This is a genomic window from Rudaea sp., assembly GCF_057139185.1.
This window is the reverse complement of sequence record NZ_DBNHDN010000006.1, coordinates 38,422-55,559: the sequence shown is the minus strand read 5'-3', so window position 1 is coordinate 55,559 and position 17,138 is coordinate 38,422. Positions and strand designations below refer to the sequence as shown.

Below are 17,138 nucleotides of genomic sequence, written 5' to 3'. Positions count from 1 at the left end.
CCACCCGATTTTCCCACACGCATCGAACAAGCCATGGCCGTGCTGCGCAAATGGACTCACACCTTCGCGTTCCTGATTGCGGCACTCGTCGGCATGGCCGGCGTGATCGGCTTGGCCTGGTGCAACAAACAACAATCGCGGCCAGCCGTCGCGCATCAGGAACTGGTGCGCGGCGTATGGGTGACAAGCCAGGTGTCGCTGGAGGACATCCGCGGGGGAAAACTCCACGGCGCGCGCATGTTGATCGATCTGCGCCCCGACGGTGAAGCGCCCGACCAGCCACCATCCGCGCAGGTCGCCGACGCCGCCAGGGCCGCCGGCATCGATTTCGCCTACATCCCGGTTGCGCATGGCGCGATTGCCGACGAGGCGGTGACGAAGTTGCGCTCGACCCTCGCCGGACAGCCCGGCCCAGCCTTGCTCTACTGCCACAGCGGCAGCCGCGCGGCGCGCACCTGGGCGCTGGGCGAAGCGACCGACGAGCGCGGCTTGCCGGCAGCAACGATACGCGACATCGTGGCGCGCGCCGGATTCGCCACCCGTGATCTCGATGCCGATATCGACGCGCGCATCGCGGCGCGGAAGCAAGGGGCAAATTGAAGATGGCCCGGCAACACCTCGATGCCGAAGAAGTCGATTTGAGCCCATGCGTTTGCGTCAAATGGAGCCTTGCGATTCTCCTCGGTTTGATTCTCGGTGCGACCGGCGGTTTCGTACTTGCGCTATACCTCGGCTTGATCGAGTTCACTTGTTGAACCGCTCCCCGCTCTACGCCCCCATGCTGATGGCCGCGAGCGCGGTGCTGTTCGCGCTGATGGCGGTCACGCTGCGCTTCGCCACGGCACAGGTCAGCGCGTTCGAGGCGGGGTTTTTCCGCAGCCTGTTCGGCCTGGTCTTCGCGCTGCCGCTGCTGATCAAGCCGGGCCTCGGCATGCTGCGCACGCGCAGCTTCGGCCTGTACCTCGTGCGCGGCACGACCGGCACGCTGTCGATGCTGGCGAGCTTCTGGGCACTGGCCCACCTGCCGCTTGCGCAGGCGATATCGATTTCGTACTCGACGCCGCTGTTCGTCACCGTAGGCGCCGTGCTCATCCTCGGCGAGGTCGTGCGCGCGCGGCGCTGGAGCGCAGTCGCGATCGGATTCGTCGGCGTGCTCATCATCATGCGTCCCGGTGGCATGCACTTCTCGTTCGACATGCTTGTCGCGCTCGCCGGTGCCGCGTTCGCGGCGATGTCGTACATCGCGATAAAGTACCTTTCGCGTACCGAATCGCCCGACGCGGTGGTGATCTACATGTCGGCGATCATGACCGTGATGTCGCTCGTGCCCGCGCTGCTGCACTGGAGCTGGCCCGATGCGGGCGGCTGGTTCTGGCTCGTGCTGACCGGCCTGCTCGCGACCATCGCGCAGGTGTGCATGACGCGCGCCTACCAGGCCGGCGAAGTCTCGGCGTTGATTCCCATCAACTTCATCCAGCTGCCGGTCGTGGTCACCTGTGCCTGGTTCGCGTTCGGCCAGACCATCGACGCGGCGACCGTGGTCGGCGCAGCGATCATCGTCAGCGCCAACGTCTACATCGCGCGACGCGAGGCGATGCTCGCGCACCGCGCCGCGACTGCTCCCGCGATTGCCCCAGGCGGATCGCGACAGTCAACCTGAGCGTCGGTTCGCGTGAACGCCAGCGCCCCGCTTCGGTTACATTTCGTGCACCACCTCCGGGATCAGCGGCATGGACCATGAAGAAACCGGCGTCGGCACGCAGCTGCGGCAAGCCGCAGTCCGCCTGCGCTTCAGCGAGATCGGCAGTTTCGCCGCGCTGGCGTTCAGCCTGCTCGCCCTGGTCACTTCGGTCTATCAGACCCGGCTGATGCAGGCGCAGACCGAGCTGATGCAGACGCAGGCGCGCGCGAGCGTGTGGCCCTACGTCACGATCGGCAAGAACGAGGACTCGACTCCGGGCCGCGAGGCGTTTTCCTGGCGCGTCGACAACAACGGCGTCGGCCCGGCGAAGATCGAGTCGGTGCGCGTGCTCGTCGACGGTCAGCCCTATCGCAACTGGACGGAGGTGTTCGCCAAGATCGCACCCGACCAGGAATTCCACGGCCAGACTTCCTCGCTCAACGGCATCGTGCTGCCGCCAAGCACGAACCGCGAGACCGTGGTCGAGATGGTCAAGCCGAACACGCCCGAACGCGCCAAGGCGTTCCAGACGGCGGTGCCACGCACGACGATCGAAGTATGCTACTGCTCCGTCTACGACGAGTGCTGGCTCGTGCGCTCGCTGCAGACCGAGAACAAGCCCGTACCGCGCTGCGTGATCCAAGGTACAGCGCAGTTCACCCAGTAATCGTTTCGACTCCTCGCCTGGCGCGCGCCTCCGCGCTACCCTTGGCGCGGACACCACCCCGCCCGATTCACATGCCCATCCAATCGCCGCCGCCGGACACGGATCCGGCCACGTTACCTGCCGATGCGCGCCTCGCGCCGACGCCGGCAGTCGCAAGACAGTCCTCGACCGCGCAGATCAGCAGCATCGTCGCACTCGCGGTCAGCGTGCTCGCGCTCGCCACGGGCGCATACCAGACGCGGCTCATGCAGGCCCAGGCACGCGCCAGCGTGTGGCCCATCGTTTCGCTGGGGCTGAGTTACTTCGGCAGTCGTGACAAGGGCGGCTTCACCTGGGAGGTCGAGAACAATGGCGTCGGCCCGGCGCTGATCAAATCGGTCACCCTGAGCCTCGACGGCAAGCCGATGCGCAACTGGGACGAAGTCTACCAGGCGCTGTTCGGCCGCGGCCGCGAAAACGCGACGGTATCGAGCGTCAACGGCAACGTGCTGCCGCCGAGCACGAACCGCGATACGACGATCGCCGCGATCCGCACGTCGCAGCCCGACGAGGCCAAGGCCCTGTTCGAGGCCAAGGACCGCTTCAAGATGACCGTTTGCTACTGCTCGGTCTACGACGAATGCTGGGAAGCACAGTGGCTCAAGCGCGAGGTGAAGCCGGTCGCGCAATGCACGGTGGCGAACACGGTGCAGTTCGAGCAGTAGCCACTCACGCGGCGCACCGGGTGAAGCGCGTCCCAAACAGCTACTTGTCCGAGTCGTCCGGGAAAACCAACTCGTGCCAGTCGCCGCGGGAGGTGAACCGACTGGACGGCAGTATGACGTCATCTACGATATTGCCATGTTCAAGCTCGTGCTCGACACCGACGTGATGGTCTCGGCATTCCGTTCCAGAGCAATGCGGGTGCCTCGTGCCAGCTCTTGCGGGACGCACTCGAGCGCCGCCACGAGTTGCTGCTGTCCGTGCCGATGCTGCTCGAATACGAGGCGGTTTTGACCCGGTCGAAGCATCTCGCCGAAGCGGGAATCACGGAGCACGACGTGATCGACGTGCCGGATGAGATCGCCGGGTCATGCGTGCCTGTCGTGTTCGATTGCCGCTGGCAACCGAGTGGCGCCGATACGGACGACGAACTGGTCGTCGAAACCGCGATCAACGGCCAGGCAAATACGATCGCCACGTTCAACACGCGACACATGCAGCACGCCTGCCGCGGGTTCGGCGGACTTGCCGAGCGTCCTGCGCTTTGCCTCAAGAGGATACGCACAAGAGCAACATCGCCAGTTTTCCGCTGCACGTTCCCGCCGAGTTGGAGGACGAAGCGCGCGACACCGCGACGCCGCGGCGTGCGAAGGCGGTGCTCGAGCGTGCCGGCAAGGCAGCAAGCCGCGCCAGGGTGATGCCACCTGAGCCCAAGCCGACCCTGGCCCGAGTATTCTCCGACGTTCATCCCCGCTTTCAGGATTCGCCAATGGATCGGAAAACAGCGTCAATGGTTGGGTTGCTCTTCGACACGAGATTGCGAATGGCGAATCAGCGGGCAGCAGCTTGTCGCAGGTATAAGCGCACCACAAGATAGCCTTGGAAGTTGTTGAATTTCTTGTCAATCTTCCACCCCATAAAAATGCCGCCCAGCAACTAGTGCCGCGCAAATTTTCGCGCAATATAGTTCTCGACAATCCCGACGAATTCCTGCGCGATGTTCTCGCCGCGCAAGGTCATCGCCTTCGCGCCGTCGATGAATACCGGCGCGGCGGGCGCCTCGCCCGTGCCGGGCAGCGAGATGCCGATGTTGGCGTGCTTGGATTCGCCGGGGCCGTTGACCACGCAGCCCATCACCGCGAGCGTGAGGTTCTCGACGCCGTCGTACTTGACCCGCCACTCCGGCATCTTCGCGCGCACGTGCTCCTGCACGGTCTTGGCGAGCTCCTGGAAGAACACGCTGGTGGTGCGCCCGCAGCCCGGGCAGGCGGTGACCAGCGGCGTGAACGCACGCAGGCCCATGGTCTGCAAGAGTTCCTGCGCGACGATCACTTCACGCGTGCGCGACTCGGCAGGCTCCGGCGTCAGCGAGATGCGGATCGTGTCGCCGATGCCTTCCTGCAGCAGCACGGCGAGCGCGGCGCTCGATGCGACGATGCCCTTCGAACCCATCCCGGCTTCGGTCAGGCCGAGGTGCAGCGCGTAGTCGCAGCGCGCGGCGAGGTCGCGGTACACGGCGATCAGCTCTTGCACGCCGGAAACCTTGCACGAGAGGATGATGCGATCGCGCGCCATGCCGAGTTCCTCGGCGCGCGCGGCCGAGTCGAGCGCGGAACGGATCAACGCTTCGCGCGCGACATGCGCCGCGTCCCACGGCTCGGCGCGCGCGTGGTTCTCGTCCATCAGCGCGGCGACCATGGCCTGATCGAGCGAGCCCCAATTCGCGCCGATGCGCACCGGCTTCGCGTACTTCAAGGCAAATTCTATAATTGTGGAAAATTGCACGTCGCGCTTCCTGCCGAAACCGACGTTGCCGGGGTTGATGCGGTATTTCGCCAGCGCCTCGGCACAGGCCGGCTCGCCGGCGAGCAGCTGGTGACCGTTGTAGTGGAAGTCGCCGATCAGCGGCACGCCGACACCCTGCATGTCGAGGCGCTCGCGGATCTTCGGCACCGCAGCGGCGGCCTCGGGCGTGTTCACCGTGATACGCACGAGTTCGGAGCCCGCGCGCGCAAGCTCGGCAACCTGTTTCGTCGTCGAGGTGACATCGGCCGTGTCGGTATTCGTCATCGACTGCACGACGACGGGAGCCGTGCCGCCGACGCGCACGTTGCCGACGGCGACAGCGACGGCGGCGCGGCGCGGCTGGGTGCCGACTCGCGCAAGGTGGGGACCAGAAAACTCGTTCATCGGCAATCGGACTGGACGGATGGGATATTCGATCGGCCGACACTAACCGGCATGTGGCGGATTCTAGCGAATGCGCATGAATCCGGTGCGGTCGCACCACACCAGAACCCGTCGACCGGGCGCAGTCACGCTTGCCCGAGGCGTCCGGACGCCTCGTCGGACAGAAGGATTTTCTGATACAAACCCACGTCGCGCAGGCCGAACTTCGCCACGCGCACCGGACGGGCCATCACCGCGGTGGAAGCCTCATCGATGCGCAGCACCTCCAGCGCCACGGCGTCACGCGCGAACGGCTTCGCCACGAAGATACTCGCTTCGACGCCGTCAGCCTCGACGAGAAGGCCGCGCACCGGCGCGCGCGGCGCGCCGCCGGCATCGAACGGATACACGGCCACGGCGACGGGACGCGCGGGCAGGAGTTCGACGCCGGCCTCGATTCCGGCGTCTGCATCGGCACGCAACCAGCGCAATGCGCCGAAACTCCATTCGGGCTTGCCGCGCGCGACAACGGGCGTGAGCGCAATCAGCTCACCGACGCGTGCGCGCGCGTCTTCACCGGCAGCCCAGCGCAGGCGGTATCCCTGGCGACTGCGGTCGACCGCCTCGGCGCGGGCGCGCCTGGGCATCGCACGTTCCGATGGGCGCTGCGCCCAACTCGCCGTGAACATCGACGACGCATCGGTCAGCGGCAACATGGCTTCGAAATCCTGATTGCCGGAAAGAATGTAGTGCAACCCCGACAAGCCGACCTCCGTTTCGAGCAAGGCGTTGTCGGCATTGCGCGGAAATCCGCGCTCGGTGCGCTCGCGCCAGACACGTCCGAGCACGGTGACTATGTCGCGGTCGAGCACCGCTTCCCCGCTACCGCGGCGCGCGCGAAGCACGACCTCGCTTTGGCCCTGCGCCAACGCCGCATCGAACTGCGCCAGCAGGCCGCCAATGTCGAGCATCCAGCGCTCGCCGGCATCGCCCTGCAAGCCGCGCGGCGGCGACTGATCGCTCCCGGTATGCACCGCGATCATGCCCGCGGAAGCATGTCCGGGCGACACATGGCACCACGACGCGAGCACCGGCAGGGATGAGTACAACTGCCTGTTCTGCGCCTGGGTAAACTGGTTGGGCTTGGCGAATGCATGCAGCAGCGCCTGGATGTAGACCGAGCGCGGGCTCGCTCGACCGCCACCCGTCAGCGTGCTTTCGCGATCCGCATATCCCGCTTCGACGGCGTAGCGGAACAAGTCGTGCATCCCATGCCAGGCGCCCACCGGTGGTGCACTGTGCATCCGGCTTGCCTGCCACAACTGCGCTGCCTGATGCAGGCATGCGCGCACCAGCGCCTTGACGGCCATGCCGCCACGCAGCAGCGGCGCCTTGCCCGCCGGCGCGCACAGATCACAAATGATCTCGGCATAGCCAAGCGCGAATTCGTATTCGATCCCGGCCAGGTGTCGCACCTTGTCCATGCGCTCGGCGGACATCGGAAAGAACTCGCGCACCTCGTTGCTGCCGTCGTCAACAAGCGCCGCGGCGGCCCGCTCGAGCATTTCGAGCATGGTCAGGCGGCGCTGCGGCACGATCTCCGCGGCGTTCAATTCGCGCAGGACTTCTTCCATGCGCATGAGCGCGAAACCGCGATTCGCGAGCGGGAGCTCGGCGAGCCAGGCATGCAGCCGCAACGGATCGGAGGCCAGCGCGTCCTGCGGCGGCGCGAAACGCACCGGCATCTTCGATTTCAAGCGGGCGTAGGCGGCAAACGTACTCATGACAGCCTCAATTGCGTCCAGCCAGCGCGGCAAGCACCAGTCGGCGGGTAAGCCTCTCGACAAGTGTCGTGGGTTGATCCAGTTTCAGCCGCGCCATGAGCAGCTCGCCATCGGCCACATGCGGGCGATTCAGGTAGGCCCCGAGCAAAAACAATGCCAATTTCAACTTGCTCGCCGATATCGCTTTGAGCCGGGCCAATGCCGGCAGCAGGCGCAGTTCCTCAGAACTGAAATCGCTGCCGAACGGAAAGGCCGGAAAGTACGGCGCGAGCTCGCCCTGCTTCAACGCGGAAGCGATGCTTTCTGCGGTATTTCCGCGCCATGCGGGCGGAATCTCGAAATCGTGACGCAATTTGCCGGCAGCCTTGGCCTGCGCGACAAGCCCGTCCTGGAAGCGCGCATCGGCGATGGCGAGCATGGCAAGGATGCAGTCCTCGTCAGACTTGCCGCGCAGGTCGGCGCTGCCGTATTCGGTCACATAGATGTCGCGCAGGTGACGTGGAATGGTGGTGTGGCCGTAGTTCCAGAGGATGTTCGACTCGACCTTGCCGCGCTGCTCGCGAGTGGCGCGCAAGAGCAGGATCGAGCGTCCGCCCGCGAGCGCGTGCGCCATCGCGACGAAGTTGTACTGGCCGCCGACACCGCTGACGACCTGGCCGTTCTCGAGCGCATCCGATGTCGCCGCGCCGAGCAGGGTCGCCATCATGCAGGTATTGAAGAAGCGCGCATCGCGGCGTTGCAGCGCATCGAGCGACTCGCGCCCACCGTACAACTGGTTGATGTCGGAGACGCGGGTCATCGACAGGCCATCGAAATCCGCGCCTTTCAGGCCGCACAACCAGGCATAGAATTCCCTGGATCCGAGATAGAACGCACCGCGCAGGTAACGGCCTTCGCGCAACGTGCGCCCGGCAAGCACGCGGTTCCATTGCGCGCGCGCTTCGGCATTGCCCAGATCGAGCGGCAGGCTGCTGCCATCGGGTAATTGCAGGGCGGTGAATCCCAGCTGCGTGCCTTCCGGCAGCAAGCCGAAGCGGAGCAGGCGTGCCAATTCCGCCTTGTCGACAAAAGGACCGAGCGCGCCGCACGCGTACAACGCATCGGCGGCGTGCGCATGCAGCGTGTCTTCGATGCTGCCGTCCTCGAGCGCCTGCTCGAGCGCCTGATCATCGTAGACGCGGCGCCTGAGGATGCCGGCGCGGGCCAGATGCATGAATCCGTCCATGACCATTTCGCTGGCGCCGTACAGCCCCGTGGTGAACCCGTCGAGGTTGCCGAGTCGCGCCGCCGGCGTGCTTTCGCCCACGCGCGCGCCGACCGCATCCAGCCCGGCGCGGTACGCGGCGTTGTCGCGCTGGCGCAGCAGCAGCGCATGCACCAGCGCATCGGACAACGCGCCGATGCCGATCTGCAAGGTGCCCCCGTCGCGCACCAGCGCCGAGGCGTGCAGGCCGATCGCGTATTCGGCCGGATCGATGTTCGCCCGCGGCAGGGCGAACAGGGTGTGCCGGTTCGCCTGATCGAACAGCAGCGCGTCGAAGAATTCCGCCTCGACCTCGGCCTCGTTGCCGACAAACGGCAGGTCGGGGTGCACAACGCCAACGACGCACGGCCGCGGCGCACCGGCGGCGTGCATGCTTTCGAGCAATTCCGCGGTGACGTCGGGATTGCAGGCAAGGCTGTAGCGGATGCGTCCGGCCTCCTCGCGCGCGGCGATCAGTTGCACGATCACGTTGATGTCGCGATCGACGAGATCGCGCGCCACGTGGGTGTAGTTCAAACTTGTGTAGTCGCGCTGCGCCGACTCGACGCCAAGCATCGCGCCCGACTGCATGTAGAACTCGTGGATGCGCACGTTCGCCGGCAATGCGCCGGCCTTCTGCGCGGCGACATACGCCAGATCGGGATAGTCGGCGCCCAGATGGCGTGCAAGGAACGGCTCGATGAAACGCCGCTCCAGATCGGACTTCCACTGTGGTCGAGCCAGCGACAACGCGGTGAAGATGTCCAGACGCATAGCTGCGTCGCCGGCCACGCGCGCATACAGCGCGTTCAGCAACACGTTCGGCTTGCCCAACCCGAGCGGCGTCGCCACGCGCAGCGCGGAACCGGCCTGCGCGAGCACATGCTCGACACAGGCGCCCACCGAGGTCAGTATTTGCGGACTCACGTTCACTCCCTGAAATGTCGTTGCAATGATCGCAGATCAGCCAGCCCGCGGCCATGCGCGGATGCGATCGGGCGTGTCGATTTCCCGGCCCGCCGTTCGTCGTCTTGATCGAACCATTTCTTCGCGTTTCTTCGTGATCTTCGTGTCGACGTCCTGTGATCTGGCGTTGTCAGCCAACTGAACAAGCAGCCTCGAACCAGCCAGACAGCATGAGCAAGGCCATGTCCAGATTGCGCGTACTGAATTTCTCGGTTTCCCTCGACGGCTACGGTGCCGGCCCCGATCAAAGCCTCGAACACCCGCTCGGCTTGCGTGGCCCGGAATTGATGGAATGGTTCTTCGCATCACGCACCTGGCGCGCGATGCACGGCCTCGACGGCGGCGAAAGTGGTATCGACAACGATGTCGCCGCGGTCGGCATGGCCGGAATCGGCGCCTGGATCATCGGCCGCAACATGTTCGGCCCGATACGCGGACCGTGGCCGGACGAGAACTGGAAAGGCTGGTGGGGAGACGAACCGCCGTATCACGTACCGGTGTTCGTGCTCACCCATCATGCGCGCGCGCCGCTGGCGATGAAGGGCGGCACGGTGTTCCACTTCGTTACCGCAGGCATCCACGCCGCGCTGGAACAGGCGCGCGCGGCCGCAGGTGATCGCGACATCCGCCTCGGTGGCGGCGTGGCCACGGTGCGCGAGTACCTGCGCGCGGGTCTGGTCGACGATTTGTATCTCGCCGTGCGCCCGGTCCTGCTCGGCCGCGGCGAAAACCTGTTCGCCGGCATCGACCTGCACGCGCTCGGCTACGAATGCGGAAGGACCGTCCCCGGCGAGCGCGCGACGCACATCTACCTGCGCAAGCGCGCGTGACGCGCCCGCGCCAACCCGAGGAAGCTCCATCGTGGCAGCCGACATGCGACACATCAGCGCGATCAGCCTGTTCGTCGACGACGTGCAGAAAGCAAAGACGTTCTATCACGCCGTGTTCGAGGTCGAGACCATCTTCGAGGACGACGTCTTCGTCGCAGTCCAATTCGATAACCTCATCCTCAACCTGCTTCACATCGACAGCGCCGGCGAGATCATCGAGCCGGATCAGCCCGGTGCGCGCGGCGCCGGCCCGCGCTTCCAGCTCAGCATCTGGGTCGACGACGTAGACGCCGTCTGCGCGCGCCTGCGCGGACGCGGCGTGACCCTGCTCGCCGGCCCCAAGGATCGGCCCTGGGGCAGGCGCACGGCCAACTTCGTCGATCCGGCCGGACACAGCTGGGAGGTTGCGCAGAAGCTGGCCGCAGGCTAGGCCGCGGCCAGTCGTCGCGCAGCGACCGCGTGTCGCGCGCTGGCGCCGCGATCAGTCTTTCGCTGCGAAGCCCAGCGCCGCCGAGTTGATGCAGTAGCGCAGGCCGGTGGGCTTGGGTCCGTCCGGGAAAACGTGACCCAGATGCGAATCGCAGCGCGCGCACTTGACCTCGACGCGGCGCATGCCGTGGCTCGCATCCGCATGCTCGCTGACCGCGTCCGCGTCGAACGGCTGCCAATAGCTCGGCCAGCCACTGCCGGACTCGTATTTCGCCGCCGACGAAAAGAGTTCCGCGCCACAGGCCGCGCACAGATACGTGCCAGCCTCGTGGTGGTCGTAGTACTTGCCGGTGAACGGCTGCTCGGTCGCCGAGCAACGGCAGACCGCGTATTGCTCCGCACTCAAATCCTCGCGCCACTGTGCATCGGTTTTTTCGATCTTGCCGCCCATCGTTTTCTCCTCGTGTTTCGCGTCTGCCGGATTGGACGGAACATGGGGGTAACCCTTACGCAGGCAAGGCGTTGAAGATGAACGCAGCGGATGCCCGCGGATTGCCCGTGCTCCCCGTTTCGGGCAAGCTTGCCGGCCTCACGTTAGCCTTGCGACGTCCCCGTGCCGCCATCCCCGCTGAACGACCGCCGGCTCCGGCATTTGCCGCTACGCCTCTTGCCCCTGCTGCTCCCGGCCGCGCTGGTCGAACCGGCTTCCGCACAGACCGCGGTGATCGCGCCTTCGGCCACGCAGACGACCTGCCCCGCCGGCGTAATGCGCTGCGTGGCGCCGAAGAACGACTACGGCAAGTGCAAACGCAACGATCTGCTCGACTTCTTCGTGCCCGGTCTGCCGCCCGCGGGCGACCGCTCGAAGGCGCATTCGGTAGCCGACGCGAACAAGGTCACCTGGACCGACAAGAACCACGCGCAACTCGAAGACGACGTGCGCATGCAACGCCTCGACGCGCTGCTGCGCACGGATTTCCTCACCTACAACAGCGAGACCACGGACTACGTGGCGACCGGTCACGTACGCTACCAGGATGCCGGCATGCTGATGTCCGCGGACAAGGCGCGCGGCACGACGACGCCGAGCGTCACCTGGCTCGACAACGTGCGCTACCAGATGCTCGACCAGCGCGGCAACGGCGTCGCCGCGATGGTCAACCAGACCGACCCGGATCATTCGAAGATGAGCCGGGGCACTTTCTCGACCTGCGATCCGAGCGAGCGCCAGTGGGAAATGCGCGCGAACGATCTCGAAATCGACAAAGTGAAAAACGAGGGCTACGGCCACGGCGTCACCCTGGCCTACCAGGGCGTGCCGTTCCTGTGGCTTCCCTATCTGTCGTTCCCGATCGACGAGGGCCGGCACTCGGGCTTTCTCATGCCCGTGCTCGGCTACAGCAACCGGCGCGGGTTCAAGCTCGGCATCCCGTACTATCTGAACCTGGCGCCGAACTACGACCTAACCGTCAAACCGATCGAATACACCAAGCGCGGGCCGATGCTCGACACCGAGTTCCGCTACCTCTCGGAGTGGGACCGGCTCATGCTCAACGTCGGCTACATGCCCAAGGACGACGTCACCGACGAGACCTCGCGCGGCTACCTGCGCCTGCAGAACTGGACCACGTTCAACGCCAACTGGGGCGCGACCGTGGACGTGCACCGCGTTTCCGACAACCGCTACCTGCGCGACTTCGGCGACAGTTTCCAGAGCACCGCGATCAGCCTGCTGCCGTCGAGCGCCTACGTCAACGGCAACGGCGGCTGGTGGAACATCGCAATCGGCGGCGACGACTGGCAGGTCAGCGACCCGAGCATCGAATCGGTCTGCGCCGGCGGCACTTCGCCGAGGAACTGCGCCTATCCGTCCGTGTTCAAGCCCTATACGCGCCTGCCGCGCGTGGCGTTCAACATCCTGCCGCAGACCTACGCCGGCTTCGAAGTCGGCATGGAGTCGGAGTACATCAACTTCCAGCGCGGCTATTCGCTGACCGGTCGACGTCTGGACCTCTATCCGCACATCTCGTATCCGATCGAAAGCTTGGCCTGGTTCCTGCGTCCGACCATCGGCTATCGCATCACCCAGTACGACCTCTCGGACATGCGGTTCAACAACAATCCGCTGATCACCGGCACCTCGCCCTCACGCCGCCTGCCGATCGCCAGCGTCGATTCGGGGCTGTTCTTCGAGCGCGATGCCAAACTGTTCGGCAACGCCTACATCCAGACACTGGAGCCGCGCCTGTTCTATCTCTGGGTGCCGTACCGCAACCAGGACAAGCTGCCGAGCTTCGACACCTCGCTGCCCAGCCTCGACTTCCCGAGCCTGTTCCGCACCAACGCCTACACCGGCGGCGACCGCCAGTCGGACGCCAACCAGGCCACCATCGCCCTGACCTCGCGCCTGATCGACGCGGACAGCGGCGACCAGTTGCTCAGCGGCAGCATCGGCCAGATCCGCTACTTCAAGACGCCGCGCGTGACCCTGCCCTATTTCGGCGGCCCACAAAGCGGCGCCGGCAAGGACCTGTTCACCGAACTGCAGCTCACCATCAACAAGCGCTGGAGCCTGACCTGGGACATGCAATGGAATCCCGATCCGACAGCCCTCGACCCGGTCACGCAGAAATACGTGTCGACCAGCAAGCACACGGATCTCGGCGCGGTCTCGGTCCAGCATCGTTTCGGCAGCGACGGCGTGGTCAACCTCGCCTACCGCTACCGTCGCGGCTTCCTCGAACAGTACGACGCGACCACGCTCATCCCGCTCAACCTGCGCTGGAGCATCGTCGGCCGCTACTACTATTCGGTGCGCGACAAGCGTCTGCTCGAAGCGTTCGCCGGCGTGCAGTACGATAGTTGCTGCGTCGCCGCCCGCCTCGTCGCGCGGCGCTGGCTCAACAACGTCAGCAATCCGTTCAACGATGCCGTCTACATTCCGAACGACGTCAAGGCCGAAAACACCGTCTTCTTCGAGGTCGAATTCAAGGGCATGGGCGCGAGCGGGCAGCGGACGCAGAACTTCCTGCGCCATGCTATCCTTGGCTATCAATAAGTTGCGCCCCGACGCTACGCCGGCACGGCCGCGCGGGATCGCGTTGGCCTGATGCGCGGACTCCGTTCAGGGTGTGCACGCTATCTTCCTTTCCCCGCACGCGGGCGCGACGGCGCCCGTTACGTCATTCGATTGCAGAGCCGCCGATGAACAAGCTTTTCGCCGCCTTCCTCGCCCTTCTCCTCACCGCAGCCGTACCCGCGGCGCGCGCGCAGATCCAGCCGATCGAGCCGCTGGATCACATCGTCGCGATCGCCGAGGACGACGTGATCCTGCAGAGCGAACTCGACCGCGCCGTTGCGCAGATCCAGGCCCAGTACCGCAGCAACCCGCAACAACTGCCGCCGACCGACGTGCTGCGCAGCCAGGTGCTCGATCGACTGATCATGAACCGGATCCAGATCCAGCGCGCGCAGTCGACCGGCATCCGCGTCACCGACAACGACATCGACCAGGCGATCCAGCGCATCGCGCAGAGCAACAACATCGACATCACCCAACTGCGCGGCGCGCTCGCGCGCGACGGCATCGACTACGACGACTTCCGCAAACAGACCAAGGAAACGCTGCTCACCCAGCGACTGCAGCAGCGCATCATGCAGGGCGCGGGCAACGTCACCGATGCCGAGGTCGACGCCATGCTCGCCACGGGCAACGTCAGGACCGGCGAAATCCACCTCGCCCACATCCTGATCGCGACCCCCGAGAACGCGAGCGCCGAGCAGATCAAGGCTGCCAAGGACAAGGCCGACGACGTGAAGAAGCAGATCGACGGCGGCCTCGATTTCGCCGCGGCGGCGATCCGCTACTCGAACGGCCAGGACGCGCTCGAAGGCGGCGACCTGCAATGGCGTCCGCTCAACGCACTGCCCGAGGCGTTCGTGCAGATCGCCGAGACGCTGGCGCCGGGCCAGGTTTCACAGGTGATCCGCGGCCCGAACGGCTTCCACATCATCAAGGTCATCGACAAGCGCGGCGGCGGCAAGCAGGTCGTGACCGAATACCACGCCCGCCACATCATGATCCCGGTCACCGAGCTGGTATCCAGCGCCGAAGCGCAGAAGACCGTGGCCGACCTGCGTCGCCGCATCGTCGACGGCCACGAGGATTTCGCCAAGCTCGCCAAGGAATACTCCAAGGACCCGCCCACCGCGAACCTCGGCGGCGACATGGGCTGGTTCCCGATCGACCGCTTCGGCACCGCCGTCGCCACCGCACTCAGCTCGCTCAAGTCCAACAACGACGTGTCGCAGCCGTTCCAGACCGATGTCGGCTGGCACATCCTGCAACTGCTCGGCAAGCGCGAATCCGATCGTACCGTCGAGAACCAGCGCGAACAGGCGCGCGAGCTGATCCGCCAGCGCAAGGCCGAGGACGAGATCGAAAGCACCCTGCGCCAGTTCCGCTCGGATTCGTACATCTGCGCGGTCGACCCGGCCTACGTCACCAAGGAACGTCCGGCCTGCTCGGGCGCGGCGGTCAAGAAAGCCGAGTCGAAGTGACGGCACGATAAGTATTCGTCATCCCGGCAGGGGCTGCCGGAATGACAAGACAATGCTCCCGCGCATCGCCATCACGAGCGGAGAACCGGCCGGCATCGGTCCGGAACTCGTCGCCGCGCTGGCCGCAACCGACGTCCCCGCCGACCTCATCGCGATCGCGGATCGTGGCCTGCTGACAGCGGCGGCCGCCGCGCGGAACACCGTGCTCGACATCGAGGATTATGCCGCCGCACGCATCGCCCGGCGCAGGCCCGGCGCACTGCGTTGCCTGCACGTGCCACTGCGCGTTGCCCGCACTCCAGGCAAGCTCGATCCACGCAACGGAGCCTACGTCATCGACTCTCTCGCACGCGCCGCCGACGGTTGTGCCGCAGGCGAGTTCGACGCACTCGTCACCGCGCCGGTGCAGAAGAGCGCGGTTGCCGATGCCGGCATCCCGTTCACCGGCCACACCGAGTTTTTCGCCGAACGCGCGCAACGCGAGGTGGTGATGATGCTGATCGCACCGGATGGCGGCGACCGCGCGCTACGTGTGGCGCTCGCGACCACGCATCTGCCGCTCGCGCGCGTGCCTGGCGCGATCACGCGCGTGGGGCTCGTGCGCACGCTGACCATCGTTTGCGAAGAACTGATCGCGAAGTTCGGCATCGCCGCACCGCGCGTCGCCGTACTCGGCCTGAATCCGCACGCCGGCGAAGCGGGCCACCTCGGCCGCGAGGAAATCGACGTCATTGTTCCCGCGATCGAGCAGGTGCGCGCGGCCGGATTCGACATCGTCGGCCCGCTGCCCGCCGACACCGCCTTCGTCGCCACGCAGCGCGTGCGCTTCGACGCGGTGCTGGCGATGTACCACGACCAGGGCCTGCCCGTGCTCAAGGCGCTCGGCTTCGGCGACTCGGTCAACCTCACCCTCGGCCTGCCGTGGATCCGCACCTCGGTCGACCACGGCACCGCGCTCGATCTCGCCGGCACCGGCCAAGCCGATCCGTCCAGCCTGATCGCCGCGACCCGTCTCGCGCTACAACTCGTGGCGAAGCGCCACTAGCGCCGTTCAACCCTGCTCGCGACAGAGCTTCTGCCCGATCCGCGGTACCGGCCTGCGCGCGAACCCCGGCACTTTTTCGAAGATCAACGCGACCGCGAACAATACGAGTGCGCAACCGGTCGCAGCAGCCCAGGTGATCGGCTCGCCGAGGAACAGCGCGGCCCAGATCAGCGCGAACAATGGCACGAGGAAGGTCACCGTCACCGTGCGCTCGACGCCCGCCGCGCGCAGGATGCGGAAGTACAGCGCGTAGGCGATGCCGGTGCAGAGGATGCCGAGCGCGACCAGCGCCGCGGTCACGCCGCCCGACGGCAGCGCAGCCGGTGCCGTGGCGATCGCGAGCGGAACCAGCGGCAGCGAACCGCCGATCAGGTTGCCTGCGGTGATCACGAGCGGATCGGCATCGCCATAGCGTTGCTTCGCCATGATTGCGCCGATCGCGTAGAGGAATGAGGCGAACAAGGCCGCAGCGAAGCCGAGCACGGTCGGCCAATTCATTTCGAGATGACCGAACTTCGCCAGCGTCGCAACGCCGCAAACGCCGACGACGACTCCGGCGAGTTTTGATGCCGACGGCCGCACACGGCTGCTGGCCCAGCCGATCAGCACCGCGAACAGCGGCACGGTCGCGTTGAGCACGGCGAGGTAGCCGGCCGGCAGCGAACGCGCGGCGACCGCGAAGCAGGTCAGCGGCAAGCCCATCACGATGATGCCGACGACGACATAATCTCGCCAGCGCGCACGCCACTGCAAAGGTTTGCGCAGCAGGGCGAGCACACCGAGCAGGGTCAACGCGGCGAAGATCATGCGCCCCGCACCGGTCATGCCGGCGCCGATCACCGGCACGGTGATGCGCTGGAACATGAACGATGCGCCCCAGATCATGCCGAGCACGACGAGTTGGGCGAAGATGGAAGCGTTCATCGGAAACTCCTCGGGTCGGCCCGCGCAAATGATCAGGCGAAATGCAATGACGCATCCTAAGCCTCGAGCGCGCGCACCAGAAACGCTATTTTCTCGCGTCAGCTGTGAGCATTCCTCACAGATGCTAGACTGCGGCCC

At 65.8% G+C, this 17,138-nt stretch carries 15 protein-coding genes; 10 read left to right on the top strand and 5 right to left on the bottom strand.

Going from position 1 to position 17,138, the window contains the following annotated elements; all coding sequences use genetic code 11:
• Positions 1 to 33: 33 nt before the first annotated feature.
• From AC16HO_RS01590 to AC16HO_RS01570, 5 genes are all read left to right on the top strand, one after another.
• On the top strand, positions 34 to 600 hold the full coding sequence (locus AC16HO_RS01590; RefSeq protein ID WP_395642097.1) for a protein tyrosine phosphatase family protein: 567 nt from the start codon (positions 34 to 36) through the stop codon (positions 598 to 600).
• A gap of 178 nt (positions 601 to 778) precedes the next feature.
• Complete coding sequence (locus tag AC16HO_RS01585; RefSeq protein ID WP_395642171.1) at positions 779 to 1,660, top strand: DMT family transporter; 882 nt, start codon at positions 779 to 781, stop codon at positions 1,658 to 1,660.
• Positions 1,661 to 1,730: 70 nt separating this feature from the next.
• Positions 1,731 to 2,348, top strand: a complete 618-nt coding sequence (locus AC16HO_RS01580; RefSeq protein ID WP_395642096.1) for a hypothetical protein — start codon at positions 1,731 to 1,733, stop codon at positions 2,346 to 2,348.
• Between the two features lie 71 nt (positions 2,349 to 2,419).
• Positions 2,420 to 3,052, top strand: a complete 633-nt coding sequence (locus AC16HO_RS01575) for a hypothetical protein (RefSeq protein WP_395642095.1) — start codon at positions 2,420 to 2,422, stop codon at positions 3,050 to 3,052.
• 177 nt (positions 3,053 to 3,229) lie between these two features.
• Positions 3,230 to 3,748 (top strand): PIN domain-containing protein, encoded by a 519-nt coding sequence (locus tag AC16HO_RS01570; protein ID WP_395642170.1) that lies wholly within the window; start codon positions 3,230 to 3,232, stop codon positions 3,746 to 3,748.
• A gap of 238 nt (positions 3,749 to 3,986) precedes the next feature.
• On the opposite strand, the gene ispG is transcribed toward AC16HO_RS01570, so the two are convergent.
• From ispG to AC16HO_RS01555, 3 genes are all read right to left on the bottom strand, one after another.
• On the bottom strand, positions 3,987 to 5,240 hold the full coding sequence (gene ispG, locus AC16HO_RS01565) for a flavodoxin-dependent (E)-4-hydroxy-3-methylbut-2-enyl-diphosphate synthase (RefSeq protein WP_395642094.1): 1,254 nt from the start codon (positions 5,238 to 5,240) through the stop codon (positions 3,987 to 3,989).
• A gap of 125 nt (positions 5,241 to 5,365) precedes the next feature.
• Positions 5,366 to 7,003, bottom strand: a complete 1,638-nt coding sequence (locus AC16HO_RS01560) for a hypothetical protein (RefSeq protein ID WP_395642093.1) — start codon at positions 7,001 to 7,003, stop codon at positions 5,366 to 5,368.
• A 7-nt stretch (positions 7,004 to 7,010) separates the two neighbouring features.
• Positions 7,011 to 9,173 (bottom strand): acetyl-CoA hydrolase/transferase C-terminal domain-containing protein, encoded by a 2,163-nt coding sequence (locus AC16HO_RS01555; protein WP_395642092.1) that lies wholly within the window; start codon positions 9,171 to 9,173, stop codon positions 7,011 to 7,013.
• 209 nt (positions 9,174 to 9,382) lie between these two features.
• Between AC16HO_RS01555 and AC16HO_RS01550 the strand changes: the two genes are divergently transcribed.
• Complete coding sequence (locus AC16HO_RS01550) at positions 9,383 to 10,042, top strand: dihydrofolate reductase family protein (protein WP_484335274.1); 660 nt, start codon at positions 9,383 to 9,385, stop codon at positions 10,040 to 10,042.
• 31 nt (positions 10,043 to 10,073) lie between these two features.
• Positions 10,074 to 10,472, top strand: a complete 399-nt coding sequence (locus tag AC16HO_RS01545) for a VOC family protein (protein WP_395642090.1) — start codon at positions 10,074 to 10,076, stop codon at positions 10,470 to 10,472.
• A gap of 51 nt (positions 10,473 to 10,523) precedes the next feature.
• Here AC16HO_RS01545 and msrB read toward each other — a convergent pair whose 3' ends face one another.
• Positions 10,524 to 10,922 (bottom strand): peptide-methionine (R)-S-oxide reductase MsrB, encoded by a 399-nt coding sequence (msrB, locus tag AC16HO_RS01540; protein WP_395642089.1) that lies wholly within the window; start codon positions 10,920 to 10,922, stop codon positions 10,524 to 10,526.
• A gap of 216 nt (positions 10,923 to 11,138) precedes the next feature.
• On the opposite strand from msrB, the gene AC16HO_RS01535 reads away from it, so the two are divergent.
• The 3 genes from AC16HO_RS01535 to pdxA all read left to right on the top strand — a co-directional run bounded on the left by AC16HO_RS01535 (position 11,139) and on the right by pdxA (position 16,076).
• Positions 11,139 to 13,529 carry an LPS-assembly protein LptD gene (locus AC16HO_RS01535; RefSeq protein ID WP_395642088.1) on the top strand — a complete coding sequence of 797 codons (2,391 nt, stop codon included), beginning with the start codon at positions 11,139 to 11,141 and terminating at the stop codon, positions 13,527 to 13,529.
• Positions 13,530 to 13,675: 146 nt separating this feature from the next.
• Positions 13,676 to 15,031: a peptidylprolyl isomerase gene (locus tag AC16HO_RS01530; RefSeq protein WP_395642087.1), complete on the top strand. Its 1,356-nt coding sequence runs from the start codon at positions 13,676 to 13,678 to the stop codon at positions 15,029 to 15,031.
• A gap of 52 nt (positions 15,032 to 15,083) precedes the next feature.
• Positions 15,084 to 16,076 (top strand): 4-hydroxythreonine-4-phosphate dehydrogenase PdxA, encoded by a 993-nt coding sequence (gene pdxA / locus AC16HO_RS01525; protein WP_395642086.1) that lies wholly within the window; start codon positions 15,084 to 15,086, stop codon positions 16,074 to 16,076.
• A gap of 6 nt (positions 16,077 to 16,082) precedes the next feature.
• Here pdxA and AC16HO_RS01520 read toward each other — a convergent pair whose 3' ends face one another.
• Positions 16,083 to 17,000 carry a DMT family transporter gene (locus AC16HO_RS01520; protein ID WP_395642085.1) on the bottom strand — a complete coding sequence of 306 codons (918 nt, stop codon included), beginning with the start codon at positions 16,998 to 17,000 and terminating at the stop codon, positions 16,083 to 16,085.
• Between the last annotated feature and the right edge of the window lie 138 nt (positions 17,001 to 17,138).

Coding starts and splice junctions, on each gene's coding strand:
- AC16HO_RS01590 (WP_395642097.1), top strand. CDS start 34: ATGGCCGTGCTGCGCAAATGGACTCACACCTTCGCGTTCCTGATTGCG.
- AC16HO_RS01585 (WP_395642171.1), top strand. CDS start 779: ATGCTGATGGCCGCGAGCGCGGTGCTGTTCGCGCTGATGGCGGTCACG.
- AC16HO_RS01580 (WP_395642096.1), top strand. CDS start 1,731: ATGGACCATGAAGAAACCGGCGTCGGCACGCAGCTGCGGCAAGCCGCA.
- AC16HO_RS01575 (WP_395642095.1), top strand. CDS start 2,420: ATGCCCATCCAATCGCCGCCGCCGGACACGGATCCGGCCACGTTACCT.
- ispG (WP_395642094.1), bottom strand. CDS start 5,240: ATGAACGAGTTTTCTGGTCCCCACCTTGCGCGAGTCGGCACCCAGCCG.
- AC16HO_RS01560 (WP_395642093.1), bottom strand. CDS start 7,003: ATGAGTACGTTTGCCGCCTACGCCCGCTTGAAATCGAAGATGCCGGTG.
- AC16HO_RS01550 (WP_484335274.1), top strand. CDS start 9,383: ATGAGCAAGGCCATGTCCAGATTGCGCGTACTGAATTTCTCGGTTTCC.
- msrB (WP_395642089.1), bottom strand. CDS start 10,922: ATGGGCGGCAAGATCGAAAAAACCGATGCACAGTGGCGCGAGGATTTG.
- AC16HO_RS01530 (WP_395642087.1), top strand. CDS start 13,676: ATGAACAAGCTTTTCGCCGCCTTCCTCGCCCTTCTCCTCACCGCAGCC.
- pdxA (WP_395642086.1), top strand. CDS start 15,084: ATGCTCCCGCGCATCGCCATCACGAGCGGAGAACCGGCCGGCATCGGT.
- AC16HO_RS01520 (WP_395642085.1), bottom strand. CDS start 17,000: ATGAACGCTTCCATCTTCGCCCAACTCGTCGTGCTCGGCATGATCTGG.